Origin of the sequence: Bradyrhizobium jicamae, from assembly GCF_001440395.1 — a bacterium.
Lineage (GTDB): Bacteria > Pseudomonadota > Alphaproteobacteria > Rhizobiales > Xanthobacteraceae > Bradyrhizobium > Bradyrhizobium jicamae.
In genome coordinates, this window is record NZ_LLXZ01000101.1 from 22,298 (window position 1) to 34,834 (window position 12,537).

Here is a 12,537-nt window from a genome sequence, read left to right on the forward strand (position 1 = left end):
AAAGCTTTGTTGGAGATTCCAAAATGCCACGCGTCATAAAGCGAAAAGAGCACCCGCTATCGATGCGGCTGCCCGAAACTGACATAGCCATCATCGATCGTGCGGCAACCTTGCGCGGCCGTTCGCGTACCGATTTCGTACGTGATGCAGCGGTGCGAGCGGCGGAAGATGTTCTGATGGAAACGGCGCCCATCCGGATGAGCCCGGCCGGCTTCAAGGCCTTTGTCGAGGTTCTTTCGAAACCCGCGCGCCCGGTGCCCGAAATGGTCGAACTATTTCAACGGGCCGCTCCGTGGGAATCCAGGAACGCAAAAGCCGAGAAGTGACGGGTGGCCATTTCCGAGCCGGAACCATTGACGGCTGTTCACGACGTTTCCGAGTTTTCCTGCGGGAAGCCGTCGCTGGACCGATGGCTGAAAACGCGGGCGCTGTCCAATCAAGAGAAGGGCTTTACGGCCGTCATGGTCGTTCATGAGGCCAACCGTATCCTTGGATATTACGGCCTCGCGCCTACGGCGATTCTTCCCGCAACGTTGCCGCGATCGATTCGTACAGGCCAGCCGCCAGATCCAGTTCCTTGCCTGTTGTTGGGGCAGCTTGCCGCAGATCAGAACCATAGCGGAATGGGAATTGGCACAGGACTGCTTAAGCACGCGCTGCAACGCTGTGTAACTGCGGCCAGCCTGATTGGCGGCCGCGCACTCATCGTCAATGCCGTCGATATCGAGGCGGCGGCTTTTTGGAGGCGACGCGGCTTTATTCCTTCGAAAGATGATCCGCTGATCCTCCTCAGGTCTATCACCGATATTGCTGCATCGATCATGTCGCGCGACTGAACGCAGATGCCGCAAACGCATAGCCCGTACTTACAACACGCATCCATAATGGGCCGACGAAACCAAGCGGATATATTTGTCGTGCACCGATCCCGGCCGCACCTGCGCCACCGATGCCGGCGCGCGCCAGCCGGCCATGCGGCGGGCGATCTCTTCCGCCGGCACCTCGAGACTAAGGGTACGTGCGCCCGGATCGATCACGATGGTGTCGCCATCGCGCACCGCGGCAATCGGGCCGCCGCGCGCGGCTTCTGGCGAGATGTGACCGATCAGGATGCCATGCGAGACGCCGGAAAAACGGCCATCGGTGATCAGCGCCACGTCCTCGCCGAGCCCCCGCCCCCTGCAACTGGATGGTCAGCATCACCATCTCGGGCATGCCGGGCCCGCCGACCGGGCCGACATTGCGCACCACGATGACGTTGCCAGCGACAATCTCGCCGGCACGGATCGCGGCCATCGTATCGGCTTCGGACTCGAATACGCGCGCGGTGCCGCGAAACTGCCCCTTCTCAAGGGTCTTGCCCGACAGTTTCAGCAGGCAGCTCTCCGGCGCCAGATTGCCCTTGAGGACGCTGATGTGATTGTTGGCCGGCGCAACCGGTTTCGATACCGGGGACACGATCTCCTGCGGCGGTAGCTGCTCCAGTGTCGGAACATCGGCGAGATTTTCGGCAAGCGTCTTTCCGGTCACCGTCATCACATCGCCATGCAGGAAGCCGGCGCGCAGCAATTCCTTCATGACCACAGGCACGCCGCCGATCGCATGCAGGCTGCCCATCGCGAATGGACCGTGCGGCTGCAGATTGGCCAATAGCGGGACGCGCTCGCCGACTGCCTGGATGCGCTCGATCGTGATCGGCACCTGGGCTTCACGCGCCACCGCCAGCAGATGCAAATACATGTTGGTCGAACCGCCCATCGCATAGATGGTCGTAATCGCGTTCTCGAACGCGCGCTCGGTCATGATGTCGCGCGGCCGGATGCCGGCCGCCATCAGCCGGTAGAGGGCATCGACCGAAGCGCGCGCCTGGGCGCGGACATCGGCGTGGATGTCGCTGCCGGCGTCATAGTCGGCGGGATGCGAGGCGCCGCGCGGCAGCATCATGCCGATCGATTCCGCAATCGTGCTCATGGTATTGGCCGTGAACATTGCGCCGCAGGTGCCGCTGCCAGGCATCACATTGCGCTCGACTTCCAATAGCTCCTCGCCGGAGAGGCGGCCCGATTCATTCGCGGCGCGCGCCTCGGCGTAATCCATGATGGTCAGATTGTTGCCCTTGCTTGCCCACGCCCCGAACGACACGCGGCCGGGCGTGCTGGTGCCGGGATAGAGCACGAGCCCGAAGGCATTGGTGCGCGCCAGCGGCATCAGCGCGGCAGCGCCGGTCTTGTCGCAGCCGGAGATCACGATCATGGCGTCGCCATGATGGGCGTAGTGGCCGATCTCGAAGCAGTCGGCGACGACGTCACGCGATGCGAGGCTGTAGCCTGCGGTCGGCGTGCCCTGCGTCAACGCGTCAGACACCGCCGGCGCGCCGACGACCAGCCCCTGCCCGCCGCGCTCGGCGAGAATCTCCACCAGGAAATCGGCGATGGTGCGAACGCGGTTGTTGCAGCGATGGGCATTGGTCCAGGCGCTGGCGATGGTCACCACCGCGCTGGTCTCCGCGGCGCGATCCGGATCGAAACCGGCGGCGCGCAGTTCGACCCGCGATCGCTTCCAGTAGGTGCTGCTGTCCTGTGTCGTCATGAGATGCTCCAGGTCTTCTGATTGGATCGCCGATGCCAGCGTCCGGCCTGTTTAGGAGTGAGGTCAAGCCGTCTTTCCGTCGTCGAAACTGACGATCACGGCGGCGTTGGCTATCAGGATGGGGTCGTTACCGCTCTCGGACGGAATTTCCAGCCCACCAGCGACCGCTGTCACTTTCACGGTGCCGTACGGCAACTCTTTTGCCACGGCCGCGGTATCAACCCCCTCCGGATTCGGCACGGCGATCATGACGTCGACGAACATGTCGTTGGCGGTCTTGCCCAGCATCCGGAAGAAGCCGAGGCTGGAATGGCGGATCGCGTCCGAGACGGCGCGTTTGGCGGCTTTGGTGGCGTCGCGTCCATGAACGTCGACGCCCATGCCCATCTCGGTAATACAGCGCACACGTGCCATGGCTTTTCCTATTTGTTTCCGTTCGGGTGACACACCTATCAGGCGTTCACGATTCACGCGAGCAACAGACGAGGTAAGATTAGTCCGAATACAACCCGGACCGATAGGTGCGTGCGGGAACCGATATCGCCCAAAACCGTTCTCGGTCTGGGTGCAATCCGAGGACCAATCTTGCAGGGCGAATCCGAGATTCTATTCTGGCGCCGAACGGACGTCACCGGCCTGGAGCGGCTGATGCTCCATATTTCCGCGGATGCCGTGTTGGCGGAATCGACCGTGATCTGCGCGGAGGACGGCGGCTTTCGCCTCGACCATCGCTGGAGACTGACGCCTGACTGGCGGGCTCAATCGTTGGACGTGGAGCGATGGGGCCCGGTCGGGCACGCTCACCTCACCCTTGAGCGGACGGATAGCGGGTGGCGCGTTAATGGCCAACGACGTCCCGATCTCGACGGTGCGGAGGAGCCCGACCTGTCGGTCACCCCGTTCTGCAACACTTTCCCGATCCGCCGAACACCTGCCGCTGCCGGACAGAGTCGCACACTCGATACCTGCTTCGTGGATGGAGCAGCCATGACGATCCAGCGCTCCCGTCAACGCTACGACCGTCTCGGCCCGGATCGGGTACGTTACGTGGATCTCGGGGTCTCGGCAGGTTTTGAGGCGGAGCTCGAAGTGGATAACCGCGGACTGGTGCTTCGCTATCAGCATCTTTTCGAACGGGTGGCACCTGTCTGACGAAGGCGTTGCGGCGCCGGCCCCGGATCATCGATACTACGAGGAGTGGCGCGAAGAAGTGAAGCTGGCAGCATGGAAGCGCAGGTTCTCGCGCGACAGCTGATCGACGGATGTAACACCCATCAGCTTCATGCCGCGTTCGATCTCGACCCGCATCTGCTCGAGCGCACGCTCCACGCCAGCCTGCCCGGCAGCAGCCAGCGGGAAGAGATAATAGCGGCCGAGGCCTACAGCCTTGGCTCCCAGCGACAGCGCCTTGAGCACGTGCGTGCCGCGCTGCACGCCGCCATCCATGATGACGTCGATCTTGTCGCCCACGGCATCGACAATCTCGGCCAGTTGGTCAAAGGCGCTGCGCGAACCGTCAAGCTGCCGACCGCCGTGGTTGGAAAGAACGATCCCTGTGCAGCCGATTTCAACCGCGCGTCTGGCGTCTGCTGCCGACATCACGCCCTTGAGGCAAAATTGCCCGCCCCAATGCTGCACCATCTCGGCCACGTCGTCCCAATTCATCGCGGGGTCAAGCATCTCGGTGAAATAGCGGCTGATCGACATGGTGCCGCTCCCCATGTCGACATGGGTGTCCAGCTGCGGCAGCTTGAAGCTTTCATGCATGAAATAGTTGATCGCCCAGGCCGGCTTGATCGCGAACTGCGCCATGCCGGCCAGGGTGAGCTTGAACGGGATGGCGAAGCCGGTTCGCTTGTCGCGCTCCCGGTTGCCGCCGGTGATGCTGTCGACGGTCAGCATCATGACCTCCACGCCGGCCTGCTTGGCGCGATTCATCATCTCGCGGTTCAAGCCGCGATCCCTGTGGAAATAGAACTGATAGACCTGCGGAGCTCCGCTGATCTTGCGCGCTTCTTCGAGGCTCACGGTGCCGAGCGAGGAAACACCGAACATGGTGCCGTATTTGCCGGCGGCCGCCGCCACCGCGCGCTCGCCTTGCGGATGGAATAACCGCTGCAGTGCCGTCGGTGAGCAATAGACCGGCATGGCCAGCTTCTGCCCCATGATCGTGACCGACATGTTCACATCGCTCACGCCGCGCAGCACGTTCGGCACCAGGTCGCAATCTTCGAAGGCTCGCGTATTGCGGCGATACGTGACTTCGTCGTCGGCCGCACCGTCGATATAGTTGAAGATCGGCCCGGGAAGGCGCTGCTTGGCCATTCGGCGAAAATCGTGGAAGTTGTGGCAGTTTTTCAGACGCATCTCATTTCTCAACTGATACGAATTAGGAGCACCTTACGCCCGCGCGCTCCGTTTCGCGATAAGTCGCTGCAAGAATAGCGATTCCTCAGGCTGTGCCGATAGCGAAACATCGGCTTTGATCGCTTGAGCCACCGGCGGTGTCGCGTCGTGCGTGTAACTTTGTCCATTCTTCGGGTTGACAATCCAGAATTACAGGCGTATTTCCCGCGCCCTTCGCGAGCATTGGGTTCGCGATCAAACATGAGCCGAGTGATGAACCAAGGTTGCGAAAAGCTCGTCAGAGGATCGAATGGCCTCAGGTCCATCGATGACGCACGCCCGGCTCATGGGAGCGATCTCGCGTAAACGAGATCGACAGTCCGCTCTAACGGACCCTCCCGAGCCAGCCGCTCCGGAGGGTTTTTTGTTGTCCGAAGCAGGCTCATTCGAAACATCCCGGCGCAAGCCGGAACGGGAGACCCGGATCCCGGGGCTCACGCCGGCAGGCGTGTGCCCGAAAGCGCGGGGCCTGTCGGAGGGAACGAGGCGCAAGCCGGATACCGATGGCAGAGCGAGCCCTGAGGGGTTCGCGGTAGCGGCGCAGTTCAGAGCGCCGCGCATGAAATTTGTTTAAAATCCGGTTTGCCGCCACGCGCGGCTAAACCGACGCTGGTGGTGAAGATTTCGGATACTTCGCGCCATGGAAAGAGCGGGTTCGATTCCCGCCTTTGACGCACGCACCGGGATGCGGCCCCGCGAGGGCTTGCACGCGGCCCGGCGCAGATTCTCTCAGCAAGGAGAGAAGCTGTGTTGCTGTCATTGACACCGATATCGACTGTTCCCCAGCGTACCCTTCAACTGCCGATGCGCAAGCGTCGGCAGGGCGGTGGTGAAGATGTCTGTTACTTCGGTAGAAGCGCCGTACCGTTATCGCGGTCCGGAGTCGCGGGTTCGAGTCCCGCCGGCAGCAATGCCGTGGCTGAGTATGCTCTTCGGAGCGGCAACAGCATCGTCTGTTCCCCGCCAACCCTCTCCACGATCCGTGGTGAAGATCGCTGTTACTTCGACTGATAATCGAGAGGTCGCGGGTTCGAATCCCGCCCGGCGTCATGTGCGCCGGTAGCTCAGTGGCCAGAGCGCTACCTGGCCTGCAGGGTAAGCTGCGGGCCGGGGTCTCAGCATCGCCTGTTCCCGGATCGTGGTTTCCAAAAAAACGCCGGTGGTGAAGAGTTCTGTTACTTCGCACTCACAAGGTCGAAGGTTCGATTCCTTCCGGACCCAAAGTCCGTAGCTCAGAGGATAGAGCGTGTGACAACGCCCGCAAGGGCAGTCCAGACTCGCCTGTTCCCCGGCGCCCTTTTCCGATCAATCATCAACCCCAAGAGGAGGCCTTCATGGTCAGACTGAACAAGATCGTTCGCGCTCTCACCTTCGAGGGCGCGAAGGCCAAGCGCTTCACGCCCGAAATGGCGCTGAAGCGCGCGCTGATGAACTGCCTCTTGTGGGAGAACCAGTTCTACGAGGACGGCGTTGCGATCGCCGAGCGCATCAAGCTTCTGGTGCCGCAGGTCGAACCGTCGCGGGTCGCTGCGCTCGCCATCGAGGCGCGCGAGGCGATGAAGCTTCGGCATGCGCCGTTGCTGGTGGCGCGCGAGATGGCGCGGCACGAGAAGCATCGCGTGCTGGTCGCCGATACGCTGGCCCGCGTGATCCAGCGTCCGGACGGGATGACGGAGCTGCTTGCAATCTACTGGGCGGATGCGCTCGGACCGATGCAGCAGCGCAAGCGTCAGCCCGTCTCGGCGCAGGTCAAGAAGGGCCTTGCGCGCGCGGTGACCAAGTTCGACGCCTATCAGCTCGCGAAGTACGACCGCGACGGCGCGGTGCGTATCAGGGACGTCCTGTTCCTGGTCCACGCCAAGCCAAAGGACGCGGACCAGGAGAAGGTGTGGAAGCAGCTCGTCGACGGCGAGCTGGCTTCTCCCGACACCTGGGAGGTTTCGCTCTCGTCCGGCAAGGACAAGCGCGCAACCTTCGAGCGGCTGATCGGCGAGAACCGGCTGGGTGGCCTCGCGCTGCTGCGTAACCTGCGCCTGATGCAGAAGGCGGAGGTGCCGCACGGGACCATCGCAGGCGCGATCGAGGCGATGCGGACGGACCGCATCCTTCCCTATCGCTTCATCACGGCGGCGCGCTATGCGCCGGATTTCGAGCCCGAGCTCGAATCCGCGATGCTGAAGTCGATCAAGGGCTATGCACGGCTTCCGGGCCGCGCGCGGCTTCTGATCGACGTGTCAGGGTCGATGTTCTATCCGCTGTCGGCGCAGTCCGAGATGACCCGCGCCGAGGCGGCCTGCGGTCTGGCGATCCTCGCCCGCGAGGTCTGCGACGAGGTGGAGATCTTCACGTTCAGCAATGAGGTCGTGAAGATCCCGCCGCGCCGCGGCTTCGCGCTGCGCGACAAGATCGTCGGCTCGCAGCCGCATAACGGGACCTATCTCGGAAAGGCCACCAGCGAGATCGACCGCAAGGGCGATCGCCTGATCGTCTTCACCGACGAGCAGAGCCACGACACCGTCCCCGACCCCAAGGGGCGCGGCTATATGGTGAATGTAGCCTCGTACCAGCACGGTGTCGGGTACGATGCGTGGACGCGCGTGCACGGCTTCTCGGAAGCCGTCATCGCGTGGATCGCGGCTTCGGAACAGACGAAGCATTGATCTGCATCGTGACAACAAGATCCGTGACAACAAGTGCCCCGGGCGCGCCAACACGCGCCCGGGTATCTGGCAAGCTTGCCCTGTTCTTCATGCCTGGCCGTCGGCCGAATCGCTGCGCGGCTTGCGACGGAAGAAATTCAACACGCCCGCGCCCACCACCGCCAGGCCGATGAGAATGACCTTGGCGAATTTGAGCACAAACGCGCTCACAAGCGCAAACAGACCGAGCTTCTTGGCTGCAGCGCCACCGACCAGCGCCATCAGACCATACTCCGCGATACGATCGGTAGAGGCGCTGAAGTCCTCGTAGCGCTTGCCGGTGTTGTAGGCGAGATTGCCGAGCAGTTCATGGGCCACCGACTTGTCGCCGGCGATGCCTTCCGAGGTCGACAGCAGATTGAGGCTGAAGTAGCCATCCCGCCCCAGCGCGTAAGTATTGTAATTGATGCTCTTCGTCGCGTAATCAGGCTCACCCTTGTCCTTGGCGAGCAGCGACCAGACCAGACGATGGGTGGCGGCATCGTAACTCGGCGCCTGCACCCACCCGATCACCTGCATCTCGGGAAATCCGCGGGCGATGCGGTCCTTGTTCGACTCATCCACCCCATCCTTCAGATTCTTCAGGAGGTCGTCGGCACTCCAGTTCTTGGCGTCATCATCCTTGATATAGCCTTCCTTGATGTAGCGGATCACCACGATCCACCCGTCGTTCGCCCCGTTACCGACGACAAGGCCGATCAGGCTTGCATCGTTGACGACGTTGCCGAGCGCCCGCAAGATGCGGGCGGCTTCGGCCTTCGGCACGAAGAAACGCCCGGACGGAAGCTTCAGCGACGCCTGATCGATCAGGGAAACATCCTTGGGCCCGCCGACGGCTACCGTGCTGGCGGCTTTCCAGGCAGCAGCCAATTCCGCCTTTCGCGACGCTTCGCTCGGTGGCGACGCCTGGGCAAATGCCGCCGGTGCCCCAAACACGACAAACAACGCTACGACGGCTGAAATCACCTTATGCACCGAACTCTCCCGAAATATCGCCCTTGATATGAATTGGAATCACATCAACAACTATAAATAGCAAGACACTGAAACGACATATCACTCAGTCGCTTGACGACTGAGTGGCGAAAATTGGTCAATGGATTGTTCGAAAGCGTCGAACTCTGCGTCTCACGCCCGGCTTTTGCCGAGCCGAGATGGTCGGCTGCGGTTCGAGATCAGCTTCAGCCAGGGCGCCAAATGGAAGGCACTCATCAGCATGTACATTGGCACCATGCCGCCGATGAAGGATGCGTGCGCGGCCGAACATAGATAGTCGGGCGCGCCGCTGCCGATCATGGCCGAAAGCAGCGCCATGATCGCAAATGTCGGCGCTGCCGCCAGCGATAGCCAGCCAGCGACAGTGCCGTCAGACCCGCCGGAGCAGGACTCGCTCATTTCTTTGTGCTCGCGCTCTGCTTCCGGAACGCGGCCTCGCCGGCGTCCGACACCTCGACCCACCTCTTGTCGGGCGCTGCGCCCTCGACGTAGCTGTCGTGCCAATTCCACCACTTGTAGGTCGGCGTCTGCGGATAGCCCTCAGGCGAGTCCTCCCACACCTCCTGGCGGCCGAGCGGCGTGATGTCGAGGTAGTTCCAGGTGCCTCCCATCTGCTCGTCGCCACGGTTGTTGATGAAGTAGGTGCGGTAGATCTTGCCGCCGTTGCGGAAGAACACATTGGTGCCGTGCCACTCGTCTACGCCGAAATCGGCATCGAAGCTGTCGGTAACGGTGACCCAGGGAATCATCTCCCATCCCATTTGCTTCTTCAGCCGCGCGATGTCCGCCTGCGGCGCGCGCGAGGCAAACACCAGCGTCGTATCGCGGGCGTTGAGATGGGCGAGGTGCGCGACTTGGTCGGCCACCATCGAGCAGCCGCGACAGGCATGGTCCGGCCAGCCGAACACGCCGGGTTCGTAGAAGGCGCGATAGACGATCAGTTGATGCCGGCCTTCGAACAGGTCGCGCAAGCTCGCCTTGCCGTTGGGGCCGTCGAACTTGTACTCCTTCTCGACCGCCAGCCACGGCATCCGCCGGCGCTCGGCGGCGAGCGCGTCACGGGCGTGGGTCACTTCTTTTTCCTTCGCGAGCAATTGCTGGCGTGCCGCTTCCCATTCCTGCGCCGAAACGGTGTGAATCTGCATGGCTAACCTCCTGTTTGTCGTGATGCTTGTTGCTTGAGTCGATCGATTTGCAGCATCAGGCCGGCAGACGGGCGTCGTATTCCTTCATGAGTCTGCTCCAGCCATCCCAGAACGGCGCAGGCTCTTCGCCGCTTGCACGAGCCACCAGGACATCGAGATGCATGTGCCAGCCGGCCATGTGCTTGAGCAGCGTGGCGCGGTCGGGGAAGCGCCGATGCACGATCGTGAGCAGAACGCCCTTGCCTTTCGGCTCCAGTTCGAACGTGACATCACCGGTGCCGTTCCAGGTGATCGACAATTTTCGCGGTGGATCGAATTCGGTGATCCGGCTCTGCATACGATGCTCGCCACCGCCGAAGCCGGCCGGGCGCTCGCCGGGCGGGTCGGTCAATTCGTCGTTGCGCCAGACGAGCTCGAGGGGCGCGCCGACCTTCGCATCCATCTCGCCTGCGGCCAGCCATTTGCGGCGCAGTTCGCTGTCGGTGAGATAGGCCCAGATGCGCTCGATCGGCCCCGGCAACAGCCGCTGGATTTTCAGCGTTCTTGGCTCGGGCAATTCGCCATAGGCTTCGGGCTTCGTCGTTGAATTCATCGCTCCACACTCCTTCACTTCCTGGCCTTCGCCTCGTCTTCCGCGCGCAACAGCGCTTCCAGCCGATCGAGATTGTCGCTCCAAAAACGCTCGTAACGCCTGAGCCACGCATCGGCTTCCGCGAGCCGGGCCGCTTCGAGGCGGCACAGATGGGTGCGGCCGCGGATTGTGCGTTTCACGAGGCCGGCATTCTCCAGCACCCGCACGTGCTTGGATGCGCCGGCGAAGCTCATGTGGAACGGCGTCGCCAGTTCCCCGATCGTGCTTTCGCGTTCGGCCAATTGTCCAAGCATCGCCCGTCGCGTGGGATCCGCGAGGGCATGAAAAACGGCATCGAGATTTTGTTCAACCATGTGGTTTAATATAGATGTGCGAGACGGATAGTCAACCATTCGGTTTAACGTTTTCGTGATCCGCCTTAGTTATCCAGCACGGTGTAAACGGCGCAGGGCGCTTCAATGCCGCGTAGATCATGTGTTCCCAGCGGAACAAGGGTCGCCGTCGTTTCAGCGGCTACCGCGCCTGAGATCAGAACTGTGCGGCCGAGTGGACGGCAAAGTCCTTCGAGCCGGCTGACCAGATTCACCGCGGGCCCGATCGCGGTGAAATCCAATCGGTCGGCCGCGCCGACATTGCCCCACAGAATTTCGCCAAGATGCAACGCGACGCCGAACGACAGCGAGGGCAACCCTTGCCCTCTCCGCTCGACGTCGAGATGCGCCATGCCGGCCTTCGCGGAAGCAACGGCGCGTACGGCCGCGTCGCAGGCGTCGCGTGGTTTCTCACCGACGGGGAAGATCGCGAGCACGCCGTCACCGATGAATTTCAGCACCTCGCCACCGAAGGCGTGAACCGAACCGGCGATGCAGTCGAACCAGGAGCCCAGCGCTTCGATAACGGAAGCTGCGGGCTCCGCCTCGGACAGCGCGGTGAAACTGCGCAGGTCGGCAAAGAGCAACACCGCCCGAATGGTTTCGCCGACTTCGCGCCGCAGCGGTCCCGTCAGCACGCGCGCGGCGCTGCGCCGGCCGAGATAAGCCTCGAGCGCGGCCGACAGCGTCGCACGCGCCGAGAGGGCGGCGAGCGGTGCCGCGGCAAAGCGGGCGGCCTCGCGCAATCGTTTGGCTTCCGCTTCGGTGAAACGGCGCGGTCCGATCCAGCCGAGCAGCGGCCCGCCCTCGCCTGTGCCGACGCTGTCTTCATGCACCGCGCCACCGGCGAGCCCTGCCAACCAGCTCCGCCCCGCATCGCCGGATGAAGGCCCCGCGCTTGCGAATCCCGCCGGCGCAAATCCCACCGCCTCGATCACCTCTCCGTTCCCGGCTCGCCACAGCCAGGTGCGGCGGGCGATGATTGGATGCGGCACGGCGAGCGTCAGCGCCCCGCCGGCGAGCGGCACGCCGTCCGCGATCAGGCGCGTGCCGAGTTCGGCGAGGAACCGGTCCGCGCCCGGCGAAGTGCTGGCCGCATCGACCAACCATGTCAGCGTCGAGTTCAGTTGCATGGGCCGGCCATCCGGCGGGAGCAATTGCAAGGATCGTTGATTGTCATCGTCGCCACTTGGTAAATCAAAGCGCCGGCATATGTTCTCGTGCGGGTTGCACGATCCGTCATGCCAGAGAGCAACGAGGTTTTCGATGCCAGAATCATTTGTGGTCCAGCGCGAGACCCAGATCGCCGCGCCGCGCGCCAGCGTATTCGCCTTCCTGACGGACCCCGAGAAGATCGTGCAATGGATGGGCAGCGAGGCCACCACAGAGATGCATCCCGGTGGATTGTATCTCCTGAAGGGCGTGGGCAGCGCAACGGCGCGCGGCACGTTCCGCGAGGTGGTGCCGGTGCATCGCCTCGCCTACAGCTTTGGTTGGGAAGGCAATGACGAGGTGCCGCCGGGATCAGGCCTGATCGAGATCGACCTGATCGAGCACGATGGCGGCACGTTGCTGCGCATGACCCATAGCGGTCTTCCCAGCGCAACACATCAGGCAAGCCACGCCAAGGGATGGGCGCATTATATCGGCAGGCTGACGCTGGCGGCCGCCGGCCTGGATCCTGGCCCCGATCGTGGTCCGAACGGTACGCGGTAGCGGTCGAGGCCTTCATCGCCGGA

At 62.8% G+C, this 12,537-nt stretch carries 15 protein-coding genes; 5 read left to right on the forward strand and 10 right to left on the reverse strand.

The window, feature by feature from the left end:
• Positions 1 to 62 precede the first annotated feature (62 nt).
• Entirely contained in the window at positions 63 to 326 is a 264-nt protein-coding gene (locus CQ12_RS15700; RefSeq protein WP_430642213.1) for a type II toxin-antitoxin system TacA family antitoxin, read from the forward strand.
• Positions 327 to 329: 3 nt separating this feature from the next.
• On the forward strand, positions 330 to 836 hold the full coding sequence (locus tag CQ12_RS15705) for a GNAT family N-acetyltransferase (protein ID WP_057836205.1): 507 nt from the start codon (positions 330 to 332) through the stop codon (positions 834 to 836).
• A 30-nt stretch (positions 837 to 866) separates the two neighbouring features.
• Here the strand turns inward: CQ12_RS15705 and CQ12_RS47695 are convergent, their stop codons facing one another.
• The 3 genes from CQ12_RS47695 to CQ12_RS15720 all read right to left on the reverse strand — a co-directional run bounded on the left by CQ12_RS47695 (position 867) and on the right by CQ12_RS15720 (position 3,003).
• The gene (locus tag CQ12_RS47695; RefSeq protein ID WP_430642215.1) at positions 867 to 1,112 is read right to left on the reverse strand and encodes a dihydroxy-acid dehydratase domain-containing protein; all 246 of its coding nucleotides are present in this window, start codon (positions 1,110 to 1,112) and stop codon (positions 867 to 869) included.
• Entirely contained in the window at positions 1,009 to 2,589 is a 1,581-nt protein-coding gene (locus CQ12_RS15715; RefSeq protein ID WP_057836207.1) for a dihydroxy-acid dehydratase domain-containing protein, read from the reverse strand. The genes CQ12_RS47695 and CQ12_RS15715 overlap by 104 nt, the downstream gene beginning before the upstream one ends.
• Positions 2,590 to 2,652: 63 nt before the next feature.
• Positions 2,653 to 3,003, reverse strand: a complete 351-nt coding sequence (locus CQ12_RS15720; protein ID WP_057836208.1) for a Lin0512 family protein — start codon at positions 3,001 to 3,003, stop codon at positions 2,653 to 2,655.
• Positions 3,004 to 3,174: 171 nt separating this feature from the next.
• Here CQ12_RS15720 and CQ12_RS15725 point away from each other — a divergent pair, with 171 nt between their 5' ends.
• Positions 3,175 to 3,741 carry a putative glycolipid-binding domain-containing protein gene (locus CQ12_RS15725; protein WP_057836209.1) on the forward strand — a complete coding sequence of 189 codons (567 nt, stop codon included), beginning with the start codon at positions 3,175 to 3,177 and terminating at the stop codon, positions 3,739 to 3,741.
• 36 nt (positions 3,742 to 3,777) lie between these two features.
• Here the strand turns inward: CQ12_RS15725 and CQ12_RS15730 are convergent, their stop codons facing one another.
• Complete coding sequence (locus CQ12_RS15730; protein WP_057836210.1) at positions 3,778 to 4,956, reverse strand: alpha-hydroxy acid oxidase; 1,179 nt, start codon at positions 4,954 to 4,956, stop codon at positions 3,778 to 3,780.
• Between the two features lie 1,373 nt (positions 4,957 to 6,329).
• Here CQ12_RS15730 and CQ12_RS15735 point away from each other — a divergent pair.
• Positions 6,330 to 7,655: a TROVE domain-containing protein gene (locus CQ12_RS15735; protein WP_057836211.1), complete on the forward strand. Its 1,326-nt coding sequence runs from the start codon at positions 6,330 to 6,332 to the stop codon at positions 7,653 to 7,655.
• An 87-nt stretch (positions 7,656 to 7,742) separates the two neighbouring features.
• Here the strand turns inward: CQ12_RS15735 and CQ12_RS15740 are convergent, their stop codons facing one another.
• The 6 genes from CQ12_RS15740 to CQ12_RS15765 all read right to left on the reverse strand — a co-directional run bounded on the left by CQ12_RS15740 (position 7,743) and on the right by CQ12_RS15765 (position 11,931).
• Complete coding sequence (locus tag CQ12_RS15740; RefSeq protein WP_057836212.1) at positions 7,743 to 8,669, reverse strand: DUF2167 domain-containing protein; 927 nt, start codon at positions 8,667 to 8,669, stop codon at positions 7,743 to 7,745.
• Positions 8,670 to 8,822: 153 nt separating this feature from the next.
• Entirely contained in the window at positions 8,823 to 9,089 is a 267-nt protein-coding gene (locus tag CQ12_RS15745; RefSeq protein WP_057836213.1) for a hypothetical protein, read from the reverse strand.
• On the reverse strand, positions 9,086 to 9,835 hold the full coding sequence (locus tag CQ12_RS15750; protein ID WP_057836214.1) for a DUF899 domain-containing protein: 750 nt from the start codon (positions 9,833 to 9,835) through the stop codon (positions 9,086 to 9,088). Before CQ12_RS15750 ends, CQ12_RS15745 begins: the two co-directional genes overlap by 4 nt.
• Positions 9,836 to 9,890: 55 nt before the next feature.
• Positions 9,891 to 10,427 (reverse strand): SRPBCC family protein, encoded by a 537-nt coding sequence (locus CQ12_RS15755; protein WP_057836215.1) that lies wholly within the window; start codon positions 10,425 to 10,427, stop codon positions 9,891 to 9,893.
• A 14-nt stretch (positions 10,428 to 10,441) separates the two neighbouring features.
• Positions 10,442 to 10,819 (reverse strand): ArsR/SmtB family transcription factor, encoded by a 378-nt coding sequence (locus CQ12_RS15760; protein WP_245309935.1) that lies wholly within the window; start codon positions 10,817 to 10,819, stop codon positions 10,442 to 10,444.
• Between the two features lie 26 nt (positions 10,820 to 10,845).
• Positions 10,846 to 11,931, reverse strand: a complete 1,086-nt coding sequence (locus CQ12_RS15765; protein WP_057836217.1) for an adenylate/guanylate cyclase domain-containing protein — start codon at positions 11,929 to 11,931, stop codon at positions 10,846 to 10,848.
• Between the two features lie 133 nt (positions 11,932 to 12,064).
• Between CQ12_RS15765 and CQ12_RS15770 the strand changes: the two genes are divergently transcribed.
• Positions 12,065 to 12,514, forward strand: a complete 450-nt coding sequence (locus CQ12_RS15770) for an SRPBCC family protein (protein WP_057836218.1) — start codon at positions 12,065 to 12,067, stop codon at positions 12,512 to 12,514.
• Positions 12,515 to 12,537: the final 23 nt, after the last annotated feature.

What these genes read in the sequence shown, in the direction of transcription:
- CQ12_RS15745 (WP_057836213.1), bottom strand. Translation starts at nt 9,089, where the DNA reads ATGAGCGAGTCCTGCTCCGGCGGGTCTGACGGCACTGTCGCTGGCTGG.
- CQ12_RS15715 (WP_057836207.1), bottom strand. Translation starts at nt 2,589, where the DNA reads ATGACGACACAGGACAGCAGCACCTACTGGAAGCGATCGCGGGTCGAA.
- CQ12_RS15755 (WP_057836215.1), bottom strand. Translation starts at nt 10,427, where the DNA reads ATGAATTCAACGACGAAGCCCGAAGCCTATGGCGAATTGCCCGAGCCA.
- CQ12_RS15700 (WP_430642213.1), top strand. Translation starts at nt 63, where the DNA reads ATGCGGCTGCCCGAAACTGACATAGCCATCATCGATCGTGCGGCAACC.
- CQ12_RS15720 (WP_057836208.1), bottom strand. Translation starts at nt 3,003, where the DNA reads ATGGCACGTGTGCGCTGTATTACCGAGATGGGCATGGGCGTCGACGTT.
- CQ12_RS15765 (WP_057836217.1), bottom strand. Translation starts at nt 11,931, where the DNA reads ATGCAACTGAACTCGACGCTGACATGGTTGGTCGATGCGGCCAGCACT.
- CQ12_RS15730 (WP_057836210.1), bottom strand. Translation starts at nt 4,956, where the DNA reads ATGCGTCTGAAAAACTGCCACAACTTCCACGATTTTCGCCGAATGGCC.
- CQ12_RS15770 (WP_057836218.1), top strand. Translation starts at nt 12,065, where the DNA reads ATGCCAGAATCATTTGTGGTCCAGCGCGAGACCCAGATCGCCGCGCCG.
- CQ12_RS15760 (WP_245309935.1), bottom strand. Translation starts at nt 10,819, where the DNA reads ATGGTTGACTATCCGTCTCGCACATCTATATTAAACCACATGGTTGAA.
- CQ12_RS15750 (WP_057836214.1), bottom strand. Translation starts at nt 9,835, where the DNA reads ATGCAGATTCACACCGTTTCGGCGCAGGAATGGGAAGCGGCACGCCAG.
- CQ12_RS15735 (WP_057836211.1), top strand. Translation starts at nt 6,330, where the DNA reads ATGGTCAGACTGAACAAGATCGTTCGCGCTCTCACCTTCGAGGGCGCG.